We start from the raw sequence: 23,737 nt of genomic DNA, 5'->3' as shown, positions 1-23,737 counted from the left end.
CTGAAGGCCCCCGAACGGGCCGGCTTCGATCACCAAGCAATGCGCTGCAAGGCCCCAGGGTCCAGCAGCCAGGTGAGCACATCGGGGCTATTGATCACCGAGCCATGGTGGCGCTGCTCGTCCCGCCAGTAGCGATTGTCCTGGGCCGGATCGAGCCCCAGGCCCGGGGCCAGCCCCTCGGCACTGCGCCCGGCGGACAACAGCACATCCACCGCGCGCCCCTTCAGCGGTACCGCCTGCCATTGGGACAGCAGCAGGATATTGCCGTGCACGCACTCGCGATTGACCAACTGCGCGTCCACCAGGTCATCGACGTAGGCATACTGCGGATCGGCCGCCAAACGCCGGGCAATGGCGTCAGGGGCCAACCCTCGAAGCTCGGCCAGCAGCGGCGGGTCCACCAACAGCAGCGGCCTGACGGGCGCCGTGCTGCGGGCCACGCAACAGGCCGCCACATAAGCGCCGAAGGAGTAACCGAGCACCGCGTCCAGGGTCGTCAGATCATGCTCTTGGGCAATCTGCCGGGCCAGGTCTTTGACACTGGAATAGGGCCAGTAGTCGCTGTAGTTGACCTGCAGCAGCGACACCCGCCCCTTGAGTGCCCGGCCCAGGGCGGAAAAACAGATCGGATGGCCGACGAAGTCGGGAAAGCAGATCAGTTTCATTGACGTTGCCCCGCCGCGACAAAGGATTCGAGAAATGCCCTGGCCTGCGGCTCGGGCAGATAGCTGTTGAGCAGCACTTCGCAGCCCAGCGCCGACTTGACCACCGTCAGGTCGAGCAGGGTCTTGGGCCACTCGCTAACCGGGTTGGCAATCCGCGTTTGCAACCACCGGGCGTCACTGGCCGGCAGCTCGACGAAATTGCACAGGAACGCCGGAGCAAAGCCGTACAGGCCCAGCGCCGCGAGTATTTCCTCGTAGCCCAAGGCCGCCCGGGCCAGCTTGGCATTCAGGTAATCCATGCAGGCCTGTGGCTCGCAGCCTTCGGCGAAGCGCCCGGGAGCCAGGGGCACGGGCACCGTGTAACTGGAGAATCCGCTGATCACCGAACGCTCAGCCCAGGCGAACAATAGATTGACGATCGGCGCCTCTATCCCCAAGCCCTCGGCACAGCCCTGGCGAAACGCCTGCAACAGGTGGAACAGACGCTGCGGCGAGGTCAGCTTCATCGGGTCCATGGCCAGTGCCGCCCGCAACTGCAGCGCCTGGGCTGTGGCCGCCGGCGCCGGGACATCGGCCAGCGGCGCGTACTCCTCGGCCTCTTGCTCCCAGGCCTCGGTGCCGGCATCTGCCAGACGCTCATATTCCTCGGCCTGCATCAGGTTATTGCCGACAAAGGAAAAATCCGCCACCGGCGGCGACTGCACGCCCAGCGCCAACTGTTCCACGCTGCGCAGCAGGCTCAACTGGCCGACATGGTTGCCAAGGATGTGGTGCAACCACAGCCCCAGGTGCAAGGTGCCGTCGATGCGCACCTTGAACAGGCTGCACAGGTCCTGCTCGAACAGTGACAGCGGCCGCTCAAGGAAATGCTCCACGCAGGCCTGCTGGCTGGGAAACTCCGCCACAGGCTCCAGCCACAGGCGCGCCGGCGGCTCGGGGGCCAGATCAAGACAGTACTCGCCCTCGACCCGCGCCACCCGACAGCCCGCCAGTGGATAGCGCTGCTTCAAGCCCTGGGCCAACGCCTGCAGGTCCAGCCCGGCGGCCGGCAACTGCTCGGGCCGGAACAGGTAGAGCACGTTGTTGGCCCGTAGATCCTTGTTGAACAGTTCGGCATACACCATCGACAACTGGCTCTTGTTCAAGCCGATCCAGCGGCTGTCGCCGGCAGCCGGCAACCGCCCGGAACCGCTGCGCAGCGCCTCCCGGGCGTGGCTGGCCGAGGTGGCGCGGACCACGGCAAAACGCCCCAGGTGAGTATTGATCGAAAACCCTGCATGGGCGGCGGGCAAGGACTCCTGCTCCGACTCGATCACGTAGTACTCCTGCGCACCGTTTTCCAGCAGGGACGCCAGGCCGGGTTGGGCCTGTAGCCAGTCCAGCAACTGGCCCAGGGTGGCCATGCGGTAGAACTGCTCCAGGCCCAGGCCTTCCCAGCCCAGGTGACGGTTCACCGTGCCCACCAGCTTGATCGCCGCCAGCGAGTTGCCGCCGCTGTCGAAGAAGCTGCGCTGCAGGTCATGAGCCGACACGCCGAAACGCGCGAGAAAACGCCCTTCCGGCGAGTCGTCCGTTTCAGTGGCCGGCTGCCCGAGCCACAGGCGCTGCTTGAGCTCAGCAATATCCAGCTTGCCGGAAGAGCGCAGGGCAAAGCGCTCAATCTCGACAAATCGCGACGGCACCATGAACGGCGGCAGGCTTTGCCGGCCATATTCGGCCAGCACCCGGGGCTCGACCCCAGGCGCCTTGAGGTACACCAGCAGCAACTGCGCTTCGGTTCCCAGGTCATCCAGCAACACCACACAATCGAGCATTCCCGGGTAACGCTTGAAGGCGGCGGCGACCTCGGTCAGCGACAGGCGCTGGCCACGCAGCTTGATCTGGTCATCGCTGCGGCCATGGAAGTGATAGAGCCCCTGGCCATCCCGGGAAACCAGGTCGCCACTGCGGTAGCAACGCAGCGTCCGGCCCTGCCATGGCAGGTCGATGAAGCGCTCCCGGGTCAGCCCGGCATCCCCCAGATACCCCGGGGACAAGCCGCCCCCGGCGATCAGCAGCTCGCCGGGTTCATCCTCCTCGCACGGCTGCCCGTCAGGGCGCAGCAGCAACAGGGTGGCATCGTCCACGGCCTGGCCGATGGGAATGTCCCGGGTGCTGTCGAAGCTGCGGGGAATGGCATAGACACAGGTACCCATGGTGTTTTCCGTGGGGCCATAACCGTTGTAGAGAACCAGACCATCGGCGGCAGCATAGGCCTGGCGGACATGCCCTGCGGACAGGACCTCGCCGCCGACCATCAGCCGCTTGACGCCCCGCAGCCAGCCGCGGTCGATATCGACGAAGGTGTTGAACAGGGTCGAGGTCAGCCACAGGCTGTCGACCCCGGCCTCGTGGATGTAACGATGCAGGTGTTCCAGGGTCAGGGCGCCGGGAACATGGATATGCAATTCGCCGCCATTGAGCAGCGCGGTCCAGATCTCGAACTGCGAGGCGTCGAAGGTCAGGTTCGAGGCGTACAGCATGCGAAAGCCCGGCTGCAGCGGAAAATGTCGCGGCCGGTAGCAGAACCCCAACACCCCGCGATGGGTACAGGGAATGATCTTCGGCGCGCCGGTGGTGCCGCTGGAAAAGTTCACGTACACCGGCTCGGCGCCGCATAGCGGCGGCCAGCACGCAGCCTCGTCGGTGGGCGCGAGCAACTCATCCAGCGCCAGATACCCCGGGCCACCGGCAACCTCCGGCGTGACCCGCCAGCGCACGCCACTGCGTTCACACACCGACTGGTTCCACTGGGGCGGGTTGTTGCGGTCCAGATAGCAGTACGACAGGCCGGCCCGCACCATGCCCACCAGCAGCACCAGTTGTTCAATCGAGCGCTCCACCTCCAGGCCCAGGGTGCTGCCAGGCGTCAGGCCCAAGCCCAGCAAGCGGGCCGCCACCTGTGCCGAACGCTGTTCCAGCTCCCGGTAGCTGAGCCGTGCGCCGTTGCAGCTCAGCGCGGTATCCGTGGCATGCCGGGCGAAGACGTCGTCCAGGCACGAAGCAATAGATAGATGAGCCATGCCGTCACGCTTCCCTGTGTTTGATCAGGTTGATTCCAGGGGCGAAGAACGCCGCGCCGTTGTAGTGCGCCAACGCCTGCCCCAGGTCCATCTCGACCCGCTGCAAGTGCTCCAGCCAATCCCTGCCGGCCACCAGGTAGTCGAGGCAACGAGCGATGTTGCGCTCCACCGTGGCCTCCCCTGCCGGGCACTGCACGCTCTTGCGCCCGTGATGGTAGGCATCGTCGCGGTAACCGTTACCGCAGCGGGACACGTTGATGATGTCGATGTTGCCCATTTGCGGCGAGAGCTCCAGGGTCAGGCTGACCCGCCCGACATTCACCAGCCGCGAGCGGCCAGCCCCGTTGCCCTGCGGATTGAGCAGGGCCAGCAACCGCGGGAACAAGGCGCTGATATCAGCATCGATGCACAGGAAGATCCGGGTGAACTGCCCGGCCATCGTCCCCGGCTCGGCCAGCAGGTCGAGCACCTGCACCGGCAGGCCCGGGTCGATGGCGGCGGGGTTGAGGTCCGCGACCCAGATCCGCGCACCATGACAGGCCGCTACCAGGCTCAGCATCTTGCCCACCAGGCCCATGCCCACCACCAGGATCTGCTCCCCCGCCTGCAATTGCGCACGGTCCACCGCATGCACCGCAGTGGCACCCAGGGTGGCAAGAATCGCCTGGTCCTGGGTCAGTGGCGGCGGTACCTTGCACACCAGCCGCTGGGGCACCTGGATCCAGTTGGAATGGGTGGCAATCTTCCAGCCCATGGCCACCACCCGGTCCCCCGGCTGCACGCCTTCCACCTCGGGCCCCACAGCGCTAACCACCCCGGCCGCGCAATAGCCCAGCGGCAGTTGCTCGCCCGTCTCGCGTACCTGCTGCAGGTAATGACGCTCGGTGCCCGGGCTGACCATGGAGTAGTCCACCGCCACCTGCACTTCAGTGGCCGCCAGAGCGGCCAGAGGTTCATGCACGGCGATCACGCCATCGGCGCCACAGGCGGTGAGTGTGTATCGGCTGCTGCTCATCAGGCCTCCCGTCCGGTCAGGCGATCCAGGCACTGGGCAAACCCTGGAAATGAAGTCTGGTAGCAATGCCCTTCGAGGATGGTGGCCTGCAGCCCGTGAGCCAGCAGCAGGACGTGGGCGGTCATCGACAGGCGATGGTCGCCGAAAGTCGGGATCGCTCCCTGCACACTGGGCACCTGCCCGCCTTCCACCCGCACGTCGTAGCCGTCGACCTGGTAGTCCAGGCCCAGGGCATTGAGCATGCTGCGGGTGGCGGCGATCCGGTCCGATTCCTTGAAGGTCAGCTCATAGAGGTCACTGAAGGTCGCGCTGCCGGGCAGCACACAGCTGATGGCCAGGGCCAGCGGCACTTCGTCGATCATTGCGTGGAACTGGTGCTTGTCGCGCAAGTCGTGAGCCCTGGGCTGGCCACCCCCGCGCAGCAGCAGGCGGCCCACCGGCTCGCCATGACGAATGCTGTCCACCTCCAGGGTCAGGTTGAAACCACAGGCCAGCAGCCAGTTGAAAAAGCCCAGGCGCGTAGGGTTCAGGCACACATTGTCGAAGCTCAGGCGCTGCTGCTCCTGGTGGCGGTTGCACAGCAGGAACAACGCCGCCGGATAGGCAATGGCCGAGGGGTCGCGAGGGATGCTGATCTCCTCGGGAATCGCGCAGTCCCGTGGCTGGTAGTGGATCTGCAACTGCTCGTCCTGCAGCCGGTCGCCAAAACTGTTGATGATGCGCTGGGTGTGATCCCGGGCCACCACCGGGTACCGGATCGACATCGGCTTGCGTGCCGCCACCCCGGCAAACAGCAAGGTGCTGATAGCCTGGGCGCTGCCGATATGGATCTGCGCCGCGCCGCCGCGAAATGCAGCCTGGTGGATACGGATCGGCAGCGCGCCCGGACGCCCCAGGTACTCCAGGTGGGCGCCCATCTGGTTCAGGGGCTCGACGATCCAGTCGAAGGGACGGTTGCGCAGGGTTTCGTCGCCATCGACGATGCACGGCACATTGAGCCCCACCAGCATCCCGATCAGTAACCGCGCGGCCGCGCTGGAGGGCCCCAGGTCGACCCGCCGCTCGTGGGTCGCCTGGGCGAACTCACCGCTGATCTCCAGGGTCTGGGGCGTCTGCCCTGGCGTCACCTCAAGGCCCAGTTGCTGCAGGGCATCGAGCAACAGGGTCACCGCCTTGCCGCGGTTCAGGTCCCGCAGGCGCACCGGATGCCGGGCCAGGGCGGCAAACAGGATCATCCGATGGCTGATGGACTTGTCCGATGGCAGGTAGCCGTCGATGTTGGCCCAGACCTGCTGTTGGCGGCCGAGGGTGAAATCGATGGGCCGGTCCGGGTAATCGATCATGGGCGACTCCTGTATTTGGCGGGGTTGATCAGTTCGGCGTCGTCCACCAGCGCTTCGTCCTCGAAGTGGTCGCCCGCCCCGGGGCCCGCGGGCAACACCAGCGGCTGGGTTTCATAGAAGCGCCGACGGTTCTTCTTGCGTTCAAGGCCGAGGTTGAAGCCCCCAAGGTCCACTCCCCAGCTTTCCAGCCGGCCATGGGTGATGGCGCTGTCCACCAGGGCCTGGCCCATCTCGGTGCGGATCAGCGCGCGGCCGTGTTTCTGTTCTTCGGAACCGTTGAGGCTGGCTTCGAAGATGTTGGGGTCGCCGTCACACACGCTGACGTCGGCCAGCCCGCTCATCCAGTCACCGCAACTGAGGCAGCGAAAGGTCTTGTTGTCCTTGAGCTTGCCGAGGATCTCCCAGAAATCGATGCCAAAGGTCTGGCTGTCCAGCAAGGTGACTTGCAGCCGGCCGGGGTAATCGCCTTCGCGGTACTTGATATCGCGCACTTGCTGCGGGTCTTGCCCCAGCACCTCGCTGATGATGCTGTGGGTGCCGGCCGGCAGGGTGTTGGAGGAGCAGGCGGTCTCGATCACGCAGATTATCCGGCTGCGGGCCCAGTGGCCGATGGCCGTGTCCCGGCGCTGCAGCTTGCGGATCGCCTGAACGTGGCAGGCCAGCCCCACCACGGCGATGCGCGCGTCCGGCTGCTGTTCGTAGCATTCGCGCAGGGCATTGAGGTAAGGCGCCAGCTGGTAGGTGGACTGGGCATTGTTGATGATCGCCTGTGTGGCGCTGCCCAGTTGCGGCGCGCTGCGCCAACCCTGCCCCGGATGACGGCCCATGGTCAGGGTCAGGTCCACGTCAAAGTGCTCCCGGGCGGTCAGCAGCAAAGTGGTGGCGGTGCCGCCACTGGCCGAGCGCCGGACTATCTGCGGGTCGGTGGAACGCGCACCGATGGCCTGGCGGCTGATCCCCAGCCAGCGCTCTTCGGCGCGGCGGGTACGGCCGAACAGTTCCAGTTCGGAGCGATCGGTATCCGGCTGCAGCCCCGGGCACACCGCCAGGCACTCGGTGCAGCTTTCACAACTGTCGCCGATGCCCTCCAGCAGCGGCACCACCCGGTCCGGGTCGAAAACGATCACCTGCTGTGGGCACACCAGGGCGCAGGCGCCGCACCCGGCGCACAGATTCTGATCGAGCACCGTCAATTTCAATAACATCCCTGTCATCTTGGATAAGCCTCGTGTGCCGTTTTCCGGGTGCAGCCGGCCGCGCCCCCGCGAACCGGGGACGGGCAAGACCTGCTGTGCTGAAGTGGCCGCTGACGGTCAGCTCAAAGCGGGCGTTCCATCTTGATGATCTCGATGGACACCGGGCTGTTGCCGCGGCTGAAGGTGCCCTCGCCGATCTTCTGGAAGCCGTGGTAGGCATAGAAGCCTTCGGCCGTCAGGGTCGCCTCCAGGTAGGCCGAGCTGGCACCGCTGGCCCGCAGCCGAGCCAGCGCCACCTCCAGCAGACGGCTGCCCAGGCCACGCCTGGCCACATCGCCACGGATGAACAGCTTGCTGACCTCATTGCCGTCGAGTTCGACGAACCCTTCGATCTGCTCGCCCTCGGCCAGCCACAGCGATCCCTTTTCCACGGCTTCGCGGTAGGTTTCCGGGGAGCGCCCATCGAGCCACATGCGGATCTGCTGATCGCTGTATTCAGAGGTGCACAGGCGCTCTACCGAGTTGCGGTGGGCCTCGAAAATACCGATCAGATCGTCCGTGGTGGCCTGGCGTATCCGTACATTGCTCATTCAGCTGAACTCCACTTTCTTGGGGGCGGGGTGGTAGCGAAACTTGAAATTGATCAGGCTGCCCAGCATCACCAGGGCACTGCCGAGCATCAGGTGCAGGCTCAGGGGCGTTTCCCCCAGCCACACCGACAGGTAGCTGGCGCCGATGGGGTACAGCACGCCGACATAGCCGGCGTTCTCGGCGCCCATGCGCTTGATCAGGTCGATGAACAGCACGAACACCAGCGCCGAGCACACCACCCCCAGGTACAGCAGGATGCCGAGGTCGGCCAGGGTGCCCGGCAGTTGCAAGCCATGGCCGCCCAGCAACAGGCTGACGGCGTATAGAGCGCAGGCCCAGCCGGCCGCCACCTTGTTGATGTGCAAGGTGCCGAGCTGGCAGGTCTTCTGGATGTGCTCCGAAAGCACCGATCCGATGGCCACCGCCAGGAAGGAAGTCAGCCCCAGGGCCACCCCCGCCAGCGACAGCGGCCGCCCCGGATCGCCGAGCATGAACAGCCCCAGCCCGGCGATGCTCACCAGTGCGCCGAGCAGGTTGTGCAGGGCGACCGGCACATGCAGGAACAGGCGCTTGATGCCGATGATGTAGAAAATCACAAAGGCGCTGAGGCAGGCCATCTGCGCACTGCCCAGGTAAGCGGTGGCCAGGTAGGCCAAGCCGATGCCGGCATAGAAGTACACCGCCCCCACCCCGGCCATCAGCAAGTAGGCCTTGCGGGTTACCGGCTGCTGCGGGCCGGCGAACAGCCGTTGCCACAGCCACAGCACCCCGTAGGCAATGAGGAAGCGCAGCATCAGCGAAGAGCCGACGTCGCTGTGTTCCACCTGCAGCGAAATGGCGATCCAGTTGGTGGACCAGATCAGCAGGCAGCCGAGGAAAATCAGCACGGCGACCAGTGAACGGGGTTTCTTGTTGTTATCGGATAAGGCGTTCATGGAGGTTTCTCTAGCTCAAGGCAGCGGTGATCCCGGTCAGCAGCGACTCCAGGCGTTCTTCGCCGAAGACCTGCGGGTCATAGTCGATTTTCAGCAGCAACTGGCCCGCGGCCAGGTAGCCGGTGAACTCCAGGTGATGGCTGGGGCTGCCCTGCATCAGTTGCAGGCTCAAGGGATGCACGCCGACCCGGGCCCCGGGCGGGTTCTCCACGGCGCCCAGGAAGTTGTAGCTGTAGCCGCAATCGAACAGGCCCTTGAGGCGCTCGGCCTCGGGCGTGGCGAAATAACGGTTGCCGAAGCTGTGGGCAATGCCCTGGCTGGCTTGCTGGCCGACCTTGATTTCCCTGGCGATCTGCTCCAGCTCCAGGCTGGCAACTTGCAGCACCAGCGGGTAGATCACCGTCAGCCAGCCGAACACGCTGTTGAGCTCGGCGCCGCTCTTGTCCAGGGCCCGCCCATGGTCGAGCAAATGGACTTTCTGGAACGGGTTGTCATCGCTCTGGCTCATGGCGCGCAGGATGGCCGCCAGCAGCAACTGGCTGGTCTCGGCCACACCCTGGGCCCACTGCGGCAGGTCGCGGACCAGCCCCAGGCACAGTTCGGCTCGCCGAAAGGCCTCGCGCCGGGGAAACTCGGGGCGCTGCCCGGTCAACTGCGCGCAGCGGCCCCAGGGCTGGGCTTCCCAGAACGCTTCATGGGTCGCCGCGGCATGCTCGCGCTGGTAGCTCTGCTGCCACTCCTCGAAGGCCGTCGGCCGCGGCCAGCCTTGCATGCACTCCAGGCCCTGCCCCAGGCATTCGTCCAGCTCGGAAACCAGCAGCATCCAGGAGTAGCGATCGACCTGGAACTGGTGCCCGGCAATGATCAGGTGATGGCCAGCGGCGTCCTGTTGCTGGCTGAAGCAGAAGAGTTGCCCCTGGCTCAGGGAGATGGCTGCGCAGGTCCGCTGCACCGCTTGCTGCAGATCCGTCCCGGCAGGCTGCAGCCCCTGATCCTGAACGCCCGCCTCGATAAAGTGATGGCGGAAAATTGCCCGCAGCGCCTGGCTGACTCGCTGTGGCTCCTGGCCGGCGGCTATGTCCAGCACCAGGGCCTGGTTCCAGTGATCCAGGTCGCTGATGCCGCGGCTCAGCAGGAAGCGGCGATTGGGCAGGCCCTCGACCTGCGGCCGGGAAACCCCGGGCCGGGCCTTGGCCGCCGCCGCATGCACCGGCAATTGCCCCAGGGCCTGATCCGACAGCAACTCTTCCAGGTCCAGCACCAGGCCCTTTCTCTTCAGCGTGGCAACCACCTGCAAGGCCCGCAGCGAATCGCCGCCATTGTCGATAAAGCTCTTGGCCCGGTCCGGGCTCTGCCCGCCAAGTACCTGGCCGATGGCTTGCCAGAAAGGCTCCGGTGCGGCCTGTGCCGGCTCCGGCGCCGCCATGGCGCGGGCAGCCAGTTGCGCCAACGCCTGCCGGTCGATCTTGTTGTTGCGGTTCAAGGCAAAACGCTCCACCAGCAGGAAGCGCGCCGGCACCCGGTGCGCCGGCAGTGCGGCCCTGGCGGCCTGACGCAGGAGGTCTTCGCCAAGGCTGGCGTCACGGGCAATGACAAAGGCCACCAGGGCCAGGTTGTCCCCGGCCTGATGGGCGATCACACAGGCTTCCCGTACCTGGGCCAGAGCCTTGAGCTCCGACTCCACCTGGACCAGGCTGACCTTCTGCCCGTTGATCTTGACGATGGAATCCTTGCGCCCCAGCAGGCGTATGGCGCCATCGGGCTGGCGGCACGCCAGATCACCGGTGGCGTAGCACTGGCGCTGCGAGTCCAGGGGGCTGGGCTGGGTCAGCTCGACGATCAGCCCGCTGGCCGGGTCCAGGCGCCGGGCCACCAGGGAAGAATAGAGCAGCAGTTCACCCACCCCTTCGCCGTAGGGCTGCCCCGGTTCCTTGGCAATGTCCAGGGTGACGCCGTCCACCGGCTGGTCCAGGGCCCAGGTCGGGTCCTGCAGCGTCTGCCCCTGGTCGATGCGGGCGTAGAGCGCGGTGGTGCATTCGGTCGGCCCGTAGGCGTTGAACAGCTGCGAGCCTGGGGCAAAGGCGTGGTTGAAGCGCTGGATGTCCGAGGGGTGGATGATCTCGCCGCCGATCACCAGTTGCTTGGGCCGGGCATAGATGGCGCTCGCATCGGTGTAGAAGGCACGCAGATAGGGCACCGTCATATGCAACACATCGATGTCATGTTCGGCGATCAGCGCCTCGACTGCGGCGAAGTCATGCTCCCGGGGGTTGAGGCTGCACAGGGTGGCGCCAGTCTTCAGGCTGGCGAAGATGTCCATCAGGCCGGCGTCCCACCCCATGGAAGCCAGTTGCAGCACACGCTGCCCGGGGCCGATTCCGACATAGCCGATGTAGTTGTCGATGTGCCGGCCCAGGGCCTCGATGCGCTGCACTATGGCCTTGGGCTCGCCAGTGGAGCCGCTGGTGAAGATCACGTAGTCCTGGCAACGCAACGGGTATTCCCGGCCAGGGGGCACGGGCCGGGGTTGCAGGTGCTGCAGGTCGAGCACCGGCAAGGAACGGGTCAGTTGTGAACCAGGCCGTGTCGTGCCATTGAGGACCAGGTTCACGCCTAGGTGCTGGAGCACCGGCATCAACTCGTCGAGGTTGCTCGCCGGGTCGATGAACACCACTCGCCGGGCGGCGGACAAGGCCGCGATCAACGCCGCATACATGGCCCGGCCATGGCTGGCATACAGCGCCAGCACCGGCTCCGGCAGCCCTTGCAGCTCGGCGCTGACCCCCTCGCGCAACTGGTCGAGCGCGGCAACGCCAAGGCTGCCCTGGACATCGATGACACCCGCAACATCGGTACCCGCCATGCGGGTAAAAGCCTGCAACATGATATCCCTGCCTTGTTGTTATTAGAGGGAGCGACAAACGCCCTGCAGCGTCTGCATGAATGCCTGGATTTCCTGCTGGGAGATGCTCAGTGGCGGGGTCAGCTTGACCGTCGCCGGATTGCGCCCGCCGGTGCGCACGATCACCCCGTGCTCCAGCAGCCGGTTGCGCAGCGCCAGTACATCAGCGCCCTGGCCCTGGCCCTCGAAATCGAAGGCGAGCATCATGCCGCGGCCGCGCACATTGACCACTCGCGCGTCCTGGGCCCCCAGGCCTTCCAGGGCCTGGCGCAGGTACGCGCCGTTACTCGCCGCCCACTGCCAGGGCTGTTCCTGGTGGTAGATATCCAGCACCTTGGAAGCCACGGCACAGGCCAGCGGCATCAGGGTGAAGGTGGAGGAATGCTCGGCATAGCCCAGGCAGTCCACCAGTTCCGGGCGTCCCACCACCGCGGAAATCGGCAAGCCATTGCCCAGGGCCTTGCCCAGCACCAACAGGTCCGGCAGCAGTTGCGGGTTGCTGAAAAATGGCGTCCCGGTGCGGCCAAAACCGGTGTAGATCTCATCGAATATGGTGATCACGCCGAAGGTCCTGCCCAGTTCGACAATCGCTTCGAGCAACGCCAGAGGCACCGGATACATGCCCTCCGCTGCCTGGATCGGCTCGATGATCAGCGCCGCGGGCAAGCAATTGGCCTGCTGCGCCTGGCGCAGATCCTCGGCCAGTTGCTCACGCCACAAGGCGGCCAGGGCCGGGTCCTGGTCGGCGTCATAGTCCAGGGCCAGGGCGGTCAGTTGCAGGCTGTCGCCACCGGCCAGGTGCTTGCGAAAACCGCGGTTGGAGGTCACCGACAAGGCGCCCTGGGTCTTGCCATGGAAGGAATTGTGGAAATACACCACGCCCTGGCGTCCGGTAGCGGCGCGGGCGATTTTCAGCGCCACCTCGATTGCCTCGGCACCGGTGACCGCGCCAAACACCGAAGCCTGCGCATAGGGCACCAGCCCCTCCAGCTTGGCGACCACTTCATGGCGCTGCGGGTTGTCGATGTTCCAACCGGTATGGATCAGCAGTTCGGATTGACGCTTGAGGACTTCGACCAGGTCATCGCGCTGATAACCCAGGTTGGCGGCACCGCTGCCACCGGACATGTCGAGAAAGGATTTGCCCTGCTCATCGTAGAGAAAGCACCCCTTGCCACGAATGACGGAAGGGCTGGAGGGGGCACTGCGCCTAACGGATATTGCAACTGCTTCTGTGAACATCCTGTCACCTTGAGTAAGCCGGGCTTGTGACTCACGCACAGACTCAGGGACAGATTCGTACAGGCAGGGCAAAGCCCTGCTGACTGCGACGTTACCGACCCTGGTATGTGTTCTCCTTGCCAGGGACGCAACCCCTGTCGGCAATGGCGGCAAGATTTACGCGGGAGGCATTTGCGCTGTCAACGAGCCCCGCACTTATTCTGAATTTAAAGCGATAACCCCTGAAAAAAAGGGGGAATTCAGATAAAGCCCCTGAATTTATCAAGGTTTTTAGAGATGAGCCCGGCTACCGGCAAAAGGCCAGCCTCTGCAGAAGAGTTGATACTCAAGCAGTGAGAAGAAGGCAAGCTGAGCAGTTGAGTGGCGGAATCAAGGTTTTTTCAAGGCAAAAAAAAACCCGGAAATCCTCACTTTCGTGGGCCTTCCGGATTTTCTAAACCGCCAAATATGGTGGGTCGTGTGGGATTCGAACCTACGACCAATTGGTTAAAAGCCAACTGCTCTACCAACTGAGCTAACGACCCGCTGTGTGGTGGCGCGTATAATACTGATTTCTAACGGGAATTCAACACCCTATATGAAAAAAATCAAAAATAAGGTGTTGGATCACTGATTCCGGCCGCCCTGAAGCCTTCAGCACGCAAACGGCAGCTGTCACATTTGCCGCACGCTTGGCCGCTATCGTCTGCCTGATAGCAGGAAACCGTCAGCCCGTAATCAACCCCCAGGCGCACCCCGGCCTGGATGATCTCGGCCTTGCTGAGGTTCTGCAGCGGCGCCTGGATACGAAAGCCCTGCCCTTCGACACCGGCCTTGGTCGCCAGGTTGGCCATGCGCTCGAAGGCTTCGACGAACTCGGGACGGCAATCCGGGTAACCGGAATAATCCACCGCATTGACACCGATGAAGATATCCCGCGCGTGCAGGACTTCCGCCCAGCCCAGGGCCAGGGACAGGAAGACGGTGTTGCGTGCCGGCACGTAGGTGACAGGAATGCCCTCCCCCGGCGCCTCTGGCACCTCGATGGTGCTATCAGTCAGTGCCGAGCCGCCAATACCGTTGAGGTTCAGGCCGATCACCTTGTGCTCCACCACACCGAGGTCCCGGGCCACGCGCTCGGCGGCGTGCAACTCGGCCCGATGGCGCTGGCCGTAATCGAAGCTCATGGTGTAGCAGCGGTAGCCTTCGGCGCGAGCCATGGCCACCACGGTGGCAGAGTCCAGGCCACCGGACAGCAGGATCACGGCACGCTTTTCACTCGAAGATGGGTTCTGTACTTGTTCAGTCATGTCAGCGCCCCGGCTCGTCATTCCACAGGTATTTATGCAGCTGCAGTTGCAGACGTACTGGCAGGTTGTCGGCGACGATCCAGTCCGCCAGGTCTCGTGCATTCAAGTCATGGTGGCTGGGCGAAAACAGCACTTCGCCGGCGCGTCGCTCAAGACCGTACTGGATCAGCTTGGACACCGCCCAGTCATAGTCCTCGCGGGAGCAGATGACAAACTTGACCTGGTCGTTGGCGGTCAGCAGCTCGATATTCTCGTAGCGGTTGCGGTGCGCTTCCTTGGAGCCGGGAGTCTTGAGATCAAGGATCCGGCTGACGCGCGGGTCCACCGCAGAGATATCCAGGGCACCGCTGGTTTCCAGCGAGACCTCGTAGCCGGCATCGCACAAGTGCTGGAGCAAGGGAATGGCATTGGGCTGGGCCAGAGGCTCGCCACCAGTGACGCAGACGTAGCGAGGGCGGAAACCGGCAACCTGCTCTAGCAGGCTGTCGAGGGTCCGCTGGCTACCGCCGCTGAACGCGTAGGCACTGTCGCAGTATTGGCAACGCAACGGGCAACCGGTCAGGCGCACAAAAACCGTGGGCAGCCCGGCAGTCCGAGTTTCCCCCTGCAACGAGTAGAAAACTTCGGTGATTCTCAATGTGTCTTGCATAGTCGCCACGGGCGTAACAGCTAAACAGGCTGTCCGCCTCCGTCAGGCACTTCAAGGAACCCCGCCATCGCGCAGATCCCAGGAAGCGTGTTTCAGAAAAAGGGCATGGATTCTAACGAAAAAACCCGCGACAAGCGCGGGTTTCTTGTAACGGAGGCCAACGCACTTACATGCGCTGCAGGTCCCGTTGGGCCAACTGAGCGGCGGAGGTGCCCGGATACTGGGCCACCACCTGCTGCAGGATGCCCTTGACCCGGTCGGTGTGACCGAGACGTCGCTCTACGTCAGCCAGCTTGTACAGCGAATCCGGCACCTTGGCGTGCTTGGGATACAGCTGGGAAACCTTGGCAAATGCCTGGCCCGCGCCTTGCAGGTCGCCTTTGGCCAGGTTCACTTCACCCAACCAGTACTGGGCATTGCCGGCGTACTGGCTGTTGGGGTACTTGCGCAGGAATGCCGAGAAGGCCTGGCTGGCCTTGTCGAAATCCTTGGCCTTGATCAGGTCGAAGGCAGCATCGTAGTAGAGCTTTTCCTTGGCCGGATCACCGGGTTCGCTACTGGCGGCTGGCGCCTGAGCAGCGGCACCGGCAGCGCTGTTATCGCCACCGGCAGAAGAATTCTCAGGAGTTGCGGCAGGTGCGACACCGCTTCCTATGCGTCGATCAAGATCCTGGTAACGCTCCAGGCTTTCTTGCTTCATCCGCGCTACATCATTTTGCAGAACTTCGATCACACCCTGTTGGCGTGCAATCTGTTCCTGCATTTGCTGCAGTTGCTGGAACAGCTCGCCCTGTGCCGAGACAGGGGTCGAAACCCCTCCCCCGGCATAGGCGCCGTTCGTGCCATAACCTGCTGGCGGATAACTGCTCCCGCTATTGTTATAGCCGGAGTTGTTATCGACCACAGGAACCGCAGACCACGCCGCAAGCGGCGTGAGACTGAGAGCCAAAATAGTTACAGCACGACGGCACGTTCGCATGACGAATTACTTACGCAGTTCGACGCGACGGTTTTGAGCCCAGGACTGCTCGTCGTGGCCAGTAGCAACTGGACGCTCTTTACCGTAGGAAACCAGCTCCAGCTGTGCAGGGGAAACGCCCTGCAGAACCAGGTAGCGCTGAACGGCTTTAGCACGACGCTCGCCCAGAGCCATGTTGTACTCACGAGTACCACGTTCGTCGGTGTTGCCTTCCAGAACAACGCGAGCGCCGTTTGCTTTCAGGTCTTTGGCGTGAACGTCCAGAGCGCGCATGGCTTCTGGCTTCAGGTCCGAGCTGTCGTATTCGAAGTAGAAGGTGGTGATTGCGCGCAGAGCAGCTTCTTCGCTCAGGGAGCCATCAACAGCACCGGTGTTAGCGCCGTAACCAGCGTTTGGATCAACAGCGCCTTCACCGGCATTGTCGCCGCCTTTGGAGGAGCAACCTACAGCCACAGCCATGGCCAGAGCCAGCGCAGCAAACTTACCAAACTTCAACATTTCCATCGTGAAACTCCTAATGAACCCCAGTGTGTTAAGTGAAACATTGTAGCGCCGCGTCAGTTCAGGTAAGGGGACCAGGACGGTTCTCTGACTTCGCCTTGAGCGGTAGGAAGCGGGAGCCTCACACGTCCATTAATGGACACGAGCATCAAGACTCCCCGGCCCTGCTGGCGGGTGGCGTAGATTACCATGGTGCCGTTGGGCGCAACAGTAGCTGACTCATCAAGGTTAGTGTCTGTAAGGATTTTTACGCTACCGCGCTGCAAATCCTGAGCCGCTACCCGGAAGTTGGTGAAACCATCCTGGCGGTGAATCATTACCAGGGTCTTTTCGTCAGCAGAAAGTTTCGGGTTGGCGTTGTAGTTACCAATAAAGGTCACACGCTCAGCGCCACCGCCATTGATATTGCTTTTATAGACTTGCGGCTTGCCGCCACGGTCGGAGGTGAAATAGATGGTGGAACCATCCTTGCCCCAGAACGGTTCGGTGTTGATGCCCGGGCCACTGGTGACGCGACTGATCTGCCGGGACGCCATGTTCATCACATAGATATCCGGGTTTCCGTCCTTGGACAGCACGAACGCCAGGCGGGTGCCATCTGGCGACCAGGCTGGAGCGCCGTTCAGGCCTTCGAAGTTGGTGATCTGCTCACGACGCCCGGTATCGATGTGCTGGACGAAGATGCGTGGGCGCTTCTGTTCGAACGACACGTACGCAATGCGCTTGCCATCCGGAGCAAAGCGCGGCGACAGGATCGGCTCGCGAGACTGCAACAGGGTTACCGCCCGAGCACCGTCGTAGTCCGAACGCTGCAGGGTGTAACGGGTGTTGTTCACCGAGAAACGCTCAGCCGTCACATACAGCAGGCGCGTAGAGAACGCCCCCTTGATGCCGGTGAGTTTTTCAAAGGACTGGTCGGAAATGTAGTGCGACATGTCCCGCAGTTGATCAACGCTACCCGACACGCTGCCGGTCAGCACTTGCTGCTCGGTCGCGACGTTGAACAGCGCGTACTGCACCTGCAGGCGACCGCCGGCTGGAACAATGCTGCCGACCATCACGTACTGGGCGCCCAGGGCTTTCCAGTCGCGGAAAATGACTTCGCTGGCCTGAGTCGGCAAGCTGATCATGTTCTGCTTTGGAATCGGTGCGTAGTAACCCGAGTTGCGCAGGTCATCACCGATGATCTGTGCCATGTCGTCCGGCAGCACGCTGCCGCCCTGCCAGCCAAACGGCACTACCGCAATCGGCGTCGCCCGATCACTGCCACTGGTGACCAGAATGTTTTTTTCATCCGCTGCCGCTATCCCTGCCATACAGCAAATAACGACAAGCATTCCTCGAAGAAGGTTTCTCACAAGGCTAGATCCTCAGGTGTGAATGTCATCTTGAATGAACGATAGGGCGCGAAATCCTTCGGACTCAAACCCTGCATTTCTGTCAAACGCCCAATGTTCTTGACTGCCGCCACCGCCGAAGCGTCGAACGGACCATCACCACTGGACTTGATCACGCTGACCGTGGTCACCGTGCCATCAGGCAACATGCCGATCCGCAGTTCCACCGTCATGCCCTTGCGCGCCGAAGGAGGACGAGCCCAGCCTTCCGCCGCACGAATGCGAATCAGGTCATCGAAACTGCCTGCGACACTGTCACCCACCTCATCCGACTTGGTGGCTTCACGCTCCGGCTTATCGGACAGCAAGTCCGCCAGGGCCTGGGCCTTTTTCTCTTCGGCAGATTTGCGCGCTGCTTCCTGGGCCTTCTTCTTCGCAGCGTCGGCAGCAGCTTTCTTCTTGGCATCCTCGGCGATCTTTTTCTTCGCCTCGTCTGCTTCAGCTTTTTTCTTCGCGTCTTCCGCGGCTTTCTTCTTCGCGTCTTCGACGATTTTCTTCTTCGCTTCTTCAGCGGCCTTTTTCTTGGCCTCTTCTTCAGCAGCTTTCTTGGCTTCTTCTTCGGATTTCTTCTTGGCTATATCAGCCAATTGTTTCTCTTCAGCCTTTTTCGCTTCTGCGGCCTTCTTGGCGTCATCCGCCTTCTTCGCCTCATCGGCTTTCTTGGCCTCATCGGCCTTTTTCGCTTCCTCGGCTTTTTGAGCAGCCTCTTCTTTCTTTTGTTCCGCGGCCTTGATCTCTTCCTGCTCGACCTTCTTCTGCTCCAACTGTTCGGCTTCGGTCTGGCGCGCGGCGGATTTCTTCGCCTCACCCGCAATCTTGTGATTGGTCTGGGTGGTTGCCGGACTCTTGGATTTGAGCTGGTACAGGGTCGCTTGAACGATCGGCTTGGCCGGGGGCAGTTCCGGGGTCATGGCAAAGCTGACGAACAGCATGCCAAACACCAGCACGTGCAGGGCAATTGCCCAGACACTAGGCCAGAAGTAGCTTTCCGAGGCGGACGGCTCTCGCTGTTGGTGCATCAGGGCGCCTCGGTAATCAGGCCAACGTTACCGACTCCGGCTTTCTGCAGGCCGCCCATGGCACCCATCACGGCGCCGTAGTCGACGGATTTATCACCGCGAATGAACACCTGGGTGTGCTTGCCGCCTTCATTGCCGGCACGGATGATCTTGGTCACCGCGTCGGTCATCTGCGGCAAGGTCATCGCCTTGTCCTGTTGCTTTTCGGTGTCGACTTCGCTGCCAAGGTTCCAGTAGTAGGTCTTGTCAGCCTTGATCGAGATGGTCAGCACCTGGGTGTTGTTGTCCTGGGGCAAGGCTTCGCTGGAAACCTTGGGCAGGTCAACTTTCACGCCCTGGTTGAGCATCGGCGCGGTCACCATGAAGATAACCAGCAGTACCAACATCACGTCGATGTAAGGCACCACGTTCATCTCGGCAACCGGCTTGCGTTTGTGGCGAACTCGGGCCATGGGTTTTACCTGCTCACTCTTCGCTGGTGTGCACTTTACGGTGCAGGATCGCCTGGAACTCGTCGGCGAAGGTGTAGTAACGGCTGATCAGCGTCTCGCCACGAGCGGCGAAGCGGTTGTAGGCGATCACCGCCGGAATGGCCGCGAACAGGCCGATGGCCGTGGCGATCAGTGCTTCGGCGATACCCGGGGCTACGGTAGCCAGGGTCGCTTGCTGGGCCTGAGCCAGGCCGCGGAAGGAGTTCATGATCCCCCAGACGGTACCGAACAGGCCGATGTACGGGCTGACGGAACCGACAGTGGCGAGGAACGGCAGGCTCTGCTCGAGCTTTTCTTCTTCGCGGGAAATCGCTACGCGCATGGCACGGGCCACGCCTTCCATGACCGCTTCAGGATCGACACCCGGTTGCTGGCGCAGGCGGGAGAACTCTTTGAAACCGGCACGGAAGATCTGCTCCACGCCGGAATCCGGATCAGGGTTGCTGCCCGCCTGGCGGTACAGCTTGGACAGGTCGATACCGGACCAGAAGCGCTCTTCGAAGCTCTCCAGGGCACGTCGACCGGCACGCAGCAGGTTGCTGCGCTGAAAGATCATGATCCATGAAGTCACCGATGCGGCAACCAGGGTCAGCATTACCAACTGCACTACAACGCTGGCATTGCTGACCAGGCTCCACATGGAGGAATGGTCGACGACGTTAGCTTCCACGCTTTATCTCCTGCTCTGAGTGTGTACCCGCGCTGCTCTCGTCGGCAAAGGCCGTACGCAGAGCGTCTGGAATGGCGCGGGGTTTGAAATTGTCGGCGCGCACACAGGCCACCAGGAACTGCCCTTCACAGAGCAGTGCATTGTCTTTGGCTCGCCTGACCTGCTGAGTGAAGCGCAGGCTGACCCGGTTCAATTCGGTAACTTGGGCACTGACCAGAAGTTCGTCGTCCAGTCGCGCCGGCGCGTGGTAACGCGCTTCGCTGGAGTGCACGACAAATAACAGGTTCTCCCCCACCAGCTGCGACTGGGCAAAGCCCAGGTGTCGTAGCCGCTCGGTTCGAGCCCGCTCCATAAACTTAAGGTAATTAACGTAATACACGATGCCGCCGGCATCGGTGTCCTCGTAATAAACGCGACAACGATGTGCGAACGGCTCAAGCCCGTTTTGCGCGCGCATACTCTAGTGCTTACTCCTCAGGTTGCCAATCCGGCCAGGCAACTGTTTTTTCATTCTTCTACGACTTTTCGTGATGTTTTAACCATGCCAGTCCCTAGGACAGCACAAACCCCGAATAAATCGACAAAGAGCGGGTTATTAATCGTCCACGGCATCGAGGAATTCGTCTACCACGGGCATGTCCCCCATTCGTGACGGAATGTTAAGACCGAAGTGCAGGTAGGCATGCCGGGTCACCACACGGCCACGGGGGGTGCGCATGATATAGCCCTGCTGGATCAGGTACGGCTCCAGTACATCCTCGATGGTATGGCGCTCTTCACTGATGGCCGCGGCCAGGCTATCGACCCCCACCGGCCCGCCGTCGAACTTCTCGATCATGGTCAGCAATAGACGTCGGTCCTGGTGGTCGAAGCCACGCTCATCGACGTCCAGCAGGTTCAACGCCAGGTCGGCGATCGGTTTGGTGATATGCCCCTTGGCCCGCACCTCGGCGAAATCCCGTACCCGACGCAGCAGACGGTTGGCGATCCGCGGAGTGCCCCGGGCACGGCGCGCGACCTCGAAGGCGCCTTCCGGATCCAGGGGCAAACCAAGAATGCCGGCGGAACGGCTGACAATGGTTGCCAGGTCCGCAGTGCTGTAGAACTCCAGGCGCTGGACGATGCCGAAGCGGTCCCGCAGCGGGTTGGTCAGCATCCCCGCACGCGTGGTTGCCCCCACCAGGGTGAACGGCGGCAGATCGAGCTTGATCGAGCGCGCCGCAGGGCCTTCGCCGATCATGATGTCGAGCTGGAAATCTTCCATGGCCGGGTACAGCACTTCTTCGACAATCGGCGAAAGCCGGTGAATCTCGTCGATGAACAGTACGTCGTGAGGCTCAAGATTGGTCAGCAAGGCCGCCAGATCACCAGGGCGCTCCAGCACCGGGCCGGACGTACTCTTGATCGACACCCCCATTTCCTCGGCGATGATGTTGGCCAGGGTGGTCTTGCCCAGGCCCGGGGGACCGAAGATCAGGGTGTGGTCCAGGGACTCGTTGCGCCCACGGGCGGCCTGGATGAACAGCTCCATCTGCTCGCGCACGCTAGGCTGGCCGATGTAGTCGGCCAGGCTGACCGGACGAATCGCCCGGTCCTGGATTTCCTCGCGCTCACGGGGGCCCGTGGCGGCGATCAGACGGTCGGCTTCAATCACTTAAATCATTCCCTTCAGGGCTCGGCGGATCATGTCTTCACTGCTCAAGCCTTTGTCTTTGATCGCGGATACGGCCTTGCTGGCTTCCTGCGGCTTGTAGCCCAGGGAGATCAGAGCGCTGACTGCGTCCGACTCGGCACTGGCCACTGGCGCCGGCGCATCCGGCTGGTTCGGCACCAGGGCGAACATGCTCGGCACGGCTTCCCAGGCCTTGAAACGGTCCTTGAGTTCCACCAGCAGGCGCTCGGCGGTCTTCTTGCCGACTCCGGGCACCTTGGTCAGGGCCGAGGTATCCTGGGCCTGCACACAACGCACCAGCTCATCCACCTCAAGGCTGGACATCAACGCCAGGGCCAGTTTCGGGCCCACACCATTGAGACGGATCAACTCGCGGAAAAAGTCTCGCTCGCGCTTGCTGGCAAAACCGTAGAGTAACTGCGCATCCTCGCGGACGACCAAATGGGTGTGCAGGGTCAGGGGCTCGCCGACCGACGGCAGGCGATACAGGGTGGTCATCGGCACTTCGACTTCATATCCCAGCCCGTTTACATCAAGAATCAGGTGCGGCGGCTGTTTCTCAGCCAGGGTGCCGCGCAAGCGTCCAATCACGTTTCAGATCCTTAGGCGATGGCCAGCCCGCAGCTGGCGACTCGTTGGGCGAGCGTCTGCGCCGGCTACCCAGGCGCAAAACGCTCAACCCCTAAAATGACTGCGCTGATGCTATCAGAGACGCAGGCGGCCGCCACGACTGCGTGCTGTCCCCAGACCATGGGGCAACAGGCTGGAACGGGTATGAGCGTGACAGATGGCAATGGCCAGGGCGTCCGAGGCATCGATCTGCGGCTTGGTGGTCAGCTTGAGCAGGTGCATGACCATCATCTGCACCTGTTCCTTGTTGGCCCCGCCAGTGCCGGCCACGGCCTGCTTGACCTGGGTGGCGGTGTACTCGGCAATCTCCAGCCCCTCTTCGGCACCGGCAACGATCGCTGCCCCCCGCGCCTGGCCGAGTTTGAGCGCCGAGTCGGCGTTGCGCGCCATGAACACCTTCTCGATCCCCATGGTCACCGGACCGTAGGTCTGGATCACTTCACGCACCCCCCGATAGACGATCTGCAGCCGGTCGGGCAGCTCGCCAGCCCCGGTACGGATACAGCCAGAGGCCACGTACACACAGCCGCGCCCCGTGTCTCGAACCACGCCATAACCGGTAATGCGCGAACCGGGGTCGATGCCAAGAATAAGAGTCATAACGCCTGCTGCTTGAATAAAGAGGCTTGCCGGCCAGGACCGGAACAGCGAAAAGGCAGAAGCCGGAAGCGCCCTGCCGCGCAATGATCACGGCTTCGCACCTCCGGCCTCAAGGTTAGTGCAGTTGAATCAGCCGAGTTGCTCGGCGACCGACTCGGGAATATCCGCGTTGGAATAGACGTTCTGCACATCATCCAGGTCTTCCAGCATGTCGATCAGCTTGAGGACCTTCTCGGCGCCTTCCAGGTCCAGTTCGGCACTGGTGGTCGGCAGCATGACGATTTCCGCGTCCGCAGCAGTAAAACCCGCCGCTTCCAAGGCATTGCGCACGCCATAGAAACCGGCGAACGAGGTGAACACGTCGATCGAACCGTCTTCGTTGCTGACCACATCGTCGGCATCGGCTTCCATCGCCGCTTCCATCAAGGCGTCTTCATCGACACCTTCGGCGAAGGTGATCTGCCCCTTGCGCTCGAACAGGTAGGCCACCGAACCGTCGGTACCCAGGTTGCCGCCACACTTGCTGAAGGCATGACGAACAGCTGCCGCGGTGCGGTTGCGGTTGTCGGTCATGCACTCGACCATCACCGCCACGCCGTTGGGGCCGTAGCCTTCATAGGTCAGCTCGACCACATCGTCGCTGCCGGCAGCGCCGGTGCCACGGGCGATGGCCCGGTCGATGATGTCACGGCTCATGTTGGCCCCCAGGGCCTTGTCCAGGGCCAGGCGCAGGCGTGGGTTGGAGTTGGGATCGCCGCCACCCTGACGGGCCGCGACAGTCAGCTCACGAATCCACTTGGTGAAGATCTTGCCTCTCTTGGCATCCTGACGCTCTTTGCGGTGCTTGATGTTCGCCCACTTGGAATGACCTGCCATAACTTGCTCCAAA

At 62.8% G+C, this 23,737-nt stretch carries 22 protein-coding genes and 1 tRNA gene; all 23 read right to left on the bottom strand.

Features of this window, described 5'->3' with window-relative positions:
* Positions 1-29: 29 nt before the first annotated feature.
* A complete protein-coding gene (locus AC1RL5_RS21480; protein WP_123576995.1) occupies positions 30-665 on the bottom strand; it encodes a thioesterase domain-containing protein in 636 nt (211 codons plus the stop codon).
* On the bottom strand, positions 662-3,727 hold the full coding sequence (locus AC1RL5_RS21475) for a non-ribosomal peptide synthetase (protein ID WP_492589440.1): 3,066 nt from the start codon (positions 3,725-3,727) through the stop codon (positions 662-664). The genes AC1RL5_RS21480 and AC1RL5_RS21475 overlap by 4 nt, the downstream gene beginning before the upstream one ends.
* 4 nt (positions 3,728-3,731) lie before the next feature.
* Entirely contained in the window at positions 3,732-4,742 is a 1,011-nt protein-coding gene (locus AC1RL5_RS21470) for a zinc-dependent alcohol dehydrogenase (protein ID WP_072450804.1), read from the bottom strand.
* Positions 4,742-6,085, bottom strand: coding sequence for a 3-phosphoshikimate 1-carboxyvinyltransferase (locus AC1RL5_RS21465; RefSeq protein ID WP_015636761.1), 1,344 nt, complete (start codon positions 6,083-6,085; stop codon positions 4,742-4,744). The genes AC1RL5_RS21470 and AC1RL5_RS21465 overlap by 1 nt, the downstream gene beginning before the upstream one ends.
* On the bottom strand, positions 6,082-7,290 hold the full coding sequence (locus AC1RL5_RS21460) for a Coenzyme F420 hydrogenase/dehydrogenase, beta subunit C-terminal domain (protein WP_492589441.1): 1,209 nt from the start codon (positions 7,288-7,290) through the stop codon (positions 6,082-6,084). Before AC1RL5_RS21460 ends, AC1RL5_RS21465 begins: the two co-directional genes overlap by 4 nt.
* A gap of 113 nt (positions 7,291-7,403) precedes the next feature.
* On the bottom strand, positions 7,404-7,871 hold the full coding sequence (locus tag AC1RL5_RS21455) for a GNAT family N-acetyltransferase (protein WP_019094547.1): 468 nt from the start codon (positions 7,869-7,871) through the stop codon (positions 7,404-7,406).
* Positions 7,872-8,807: a DMT family transporter gene (locus AC1RL5_RS21450; RefSeq protein ID WP_093407432.1), complete on the bottom strand. Its 936-nt coding sequence runs from the start codon at positions 8,805-8,807 to the stop codon at positions 7,872-7,874.
* A 10-nt stretch (positions 8,808-8,817) separates the two neighbouring features.
* Positions 8,818-11,691, bottom strand: a complete 2,874-nt coding sequence (locus AC1RL5_RS21445) for an acyl-CoA synthetase family protein (RefSeq protein WP_492589442.1) — start codon at positions 11,689-11,691, stop codon at positions 8,818-8,820.
* Positions 11,692-11,712: 21 nt separating this feature from the next.
* A complete protein-coding gene (locus AC1RL5_RS21440; protein WP_011062908.1) occupies positions 11,713-12,951 on the bottom strand; it encodes an aspartate aminotransferase family protein in 1,239 nt (412 codons plus the stop codon).
* A 448-nt stretch (positions 12,952-13,399) separates the two neighbouring features.
* Positions 13,400-13,475 (bottom strand) — tRNA-Lys (locus AC1RL5_RS21435).
* Between the two features lie 63 nt (positions 13,476-13,538).
* On the bottom strand, positions 13,539-14,240 hold the full coding sequence (gene queC / locus AC1RL5_RS21430; RefSeq protein ID WP_123576999.1) for a 7-cyano-7-deazaguanine synthase QueC: 702 nt from the start codon (positions 14,238-14,240) through the stop codon (positions 13,539-13,541).
* A gap of 1 nt (position 14,241) precedes the next feature.
* Entirely contained in the window at positions 14,242-14,889 is a 648-nt protein-coding gene (gene queE, locus AC1RL5_RS21425; RefSeq protein WP_011063011.1) for a 7-carboxy-7-deazaguanine synthase QueE, read from the bottom strand.
* Between the two features lie 166 nt (positions 14,890-15,055).
* Positions 15,056-15,868, bottom strand: coding sequence for a tol-pal system protein YbgF (ybgF, locus tag AC1RL5_RS21420; RefSeq protein WP_011063012.1), 813 nt, complete (start codon positions 15,866-15,868; stop codon positions 15,056-15,058).
* Positions 15,869-15,874: 6 nt separating this feature from the next.
* A complete protein-coding gene (pal, locus tag AC1RL5_RS21415) occupies positions 15,875-16,372 on the bottom strand; it encodes a peptidoglycan-associated lipoprotein Pal (protein WP_003227510.1) in 498 nt (165 codons plus the stop codon).
* Between the two features lie 53 nt (positions 16,373-16,425).
* A complete protein-coding gene (gene tolB, locus AC1RL5_RS21410) occupies positions 16,426-17,706 on the bottom strand; it encodes a Tol-Pal system beta propeller repeat protein TolB (RefSeq protein ID WP_015636767.1) in 1,281 nt (426 codons plus the stop codon).
* Positions 17,707-17,723: 17 nt separating this feature from the next.
* Entirely contained in the window at positions 17,724-18,785 is a 1,062-nt protein-coding gene (gene tolA / locus AC1RL5_RS21405; protein ID WP_011063014.1) for a cell envelope integrity protein TolA, read from the bottom strand.
* Entirely contained in the window at positions 18,785-19,237 is a 453-nt protein-coding gene (gene tolR, locus AC1RL5_RS21400; protein WP_011063015.1) for a protein TolR, read from the bottom strand. Before tolR ends, tolA begins: the two co-directional genes overlap by 1 nt.
* Before the next feature lie 13 nt (positions 19,238-19,250).
* Complete coding sequence (gene tolQ / locus AC1RL5_RS21395; protein WP_011063016.1) at positions 19,251-19,946, bottom strand: protein TolQ; 696 nt, start codon at positions 19,944-19,946, stop codon at positions 19,251-19,253.
* Complete coding sequence (gene ybgC / locus AC1RL5_RS21390) at positions 19,936-20,403, bottom strand: tol-pal system-associated acyl-CoA thioesterase (protein ID WP_011063017.1); 468 nt, start codon at positions 20,401-20,403, stop codon at positions 19,936-19,938. Before ybgC ends, tolQ begins: the two co-directional genes overlap by 11 nt.
* Positions 20,404-20,541: 138 nt before the next feature.
* Positions 20,542-21,600 (bottom strand): Holliday junction branch migration DNA helicase RuvB, encoded by a 1,059-nt coding sequence (gene ruvB / locus AC1RL5_RS21385; protein WP_011063018.1) that lies wholly within the window; start codon positions 21,598-21,600, stop codon positions 20,542-20,544.
* On the bottom strand, positions 21,601-22,209 hold the full coding sequence (gene ruvA, locus AC1RL5_RS21380; RefSeq protein WP_011063019.1) for a Holliday junction branch migration protein RuvA: 609 nt from the start codon (positions 22,207-22,209) through the stop codon (positions 21,601-21,603).
* 114 nt (positions 22,210-22,323) lie between these two features.
* Positions 22,324-22,848 carry a crossover junction endodeoxyribonuclease RuvC gene (gene ruvC / locus AC1RL5_RS21375; protein ID WP_011063020.1) on the bottom strand — a complete coding sequence of 175 codons (525 nt, stop codon included), beginning with the start codon at positions 22,846-22,848 and terminating at the stop codon, positions 22,324-22,326.
* A 129-nt stretch (positions 22,849-22,977) separates the two neighbouring features.
* On the bottom strand, positions 22,978-23,724 hold the full coding sequence (locus AC1RL5_RS21370; RefSeq protein WP_011063021.1) for a YebC/PmpR family DNA-binding transcriptional regulator: 747 nt from the start codon (positions 23,722-23,724) through the stop codon (positions 22,978-22,980).
* Positions 23,725-23,737 lie beyond the last annotated feature (13 nt).

Source organism: Pseudomonas sp. GW822-FHT06D10 (assembly GCF_058799535.1).
Note: the sequence above shows the minus strand (reverse complement) of the source record. Positions and strands in the feature narration are given on the sequence as shown.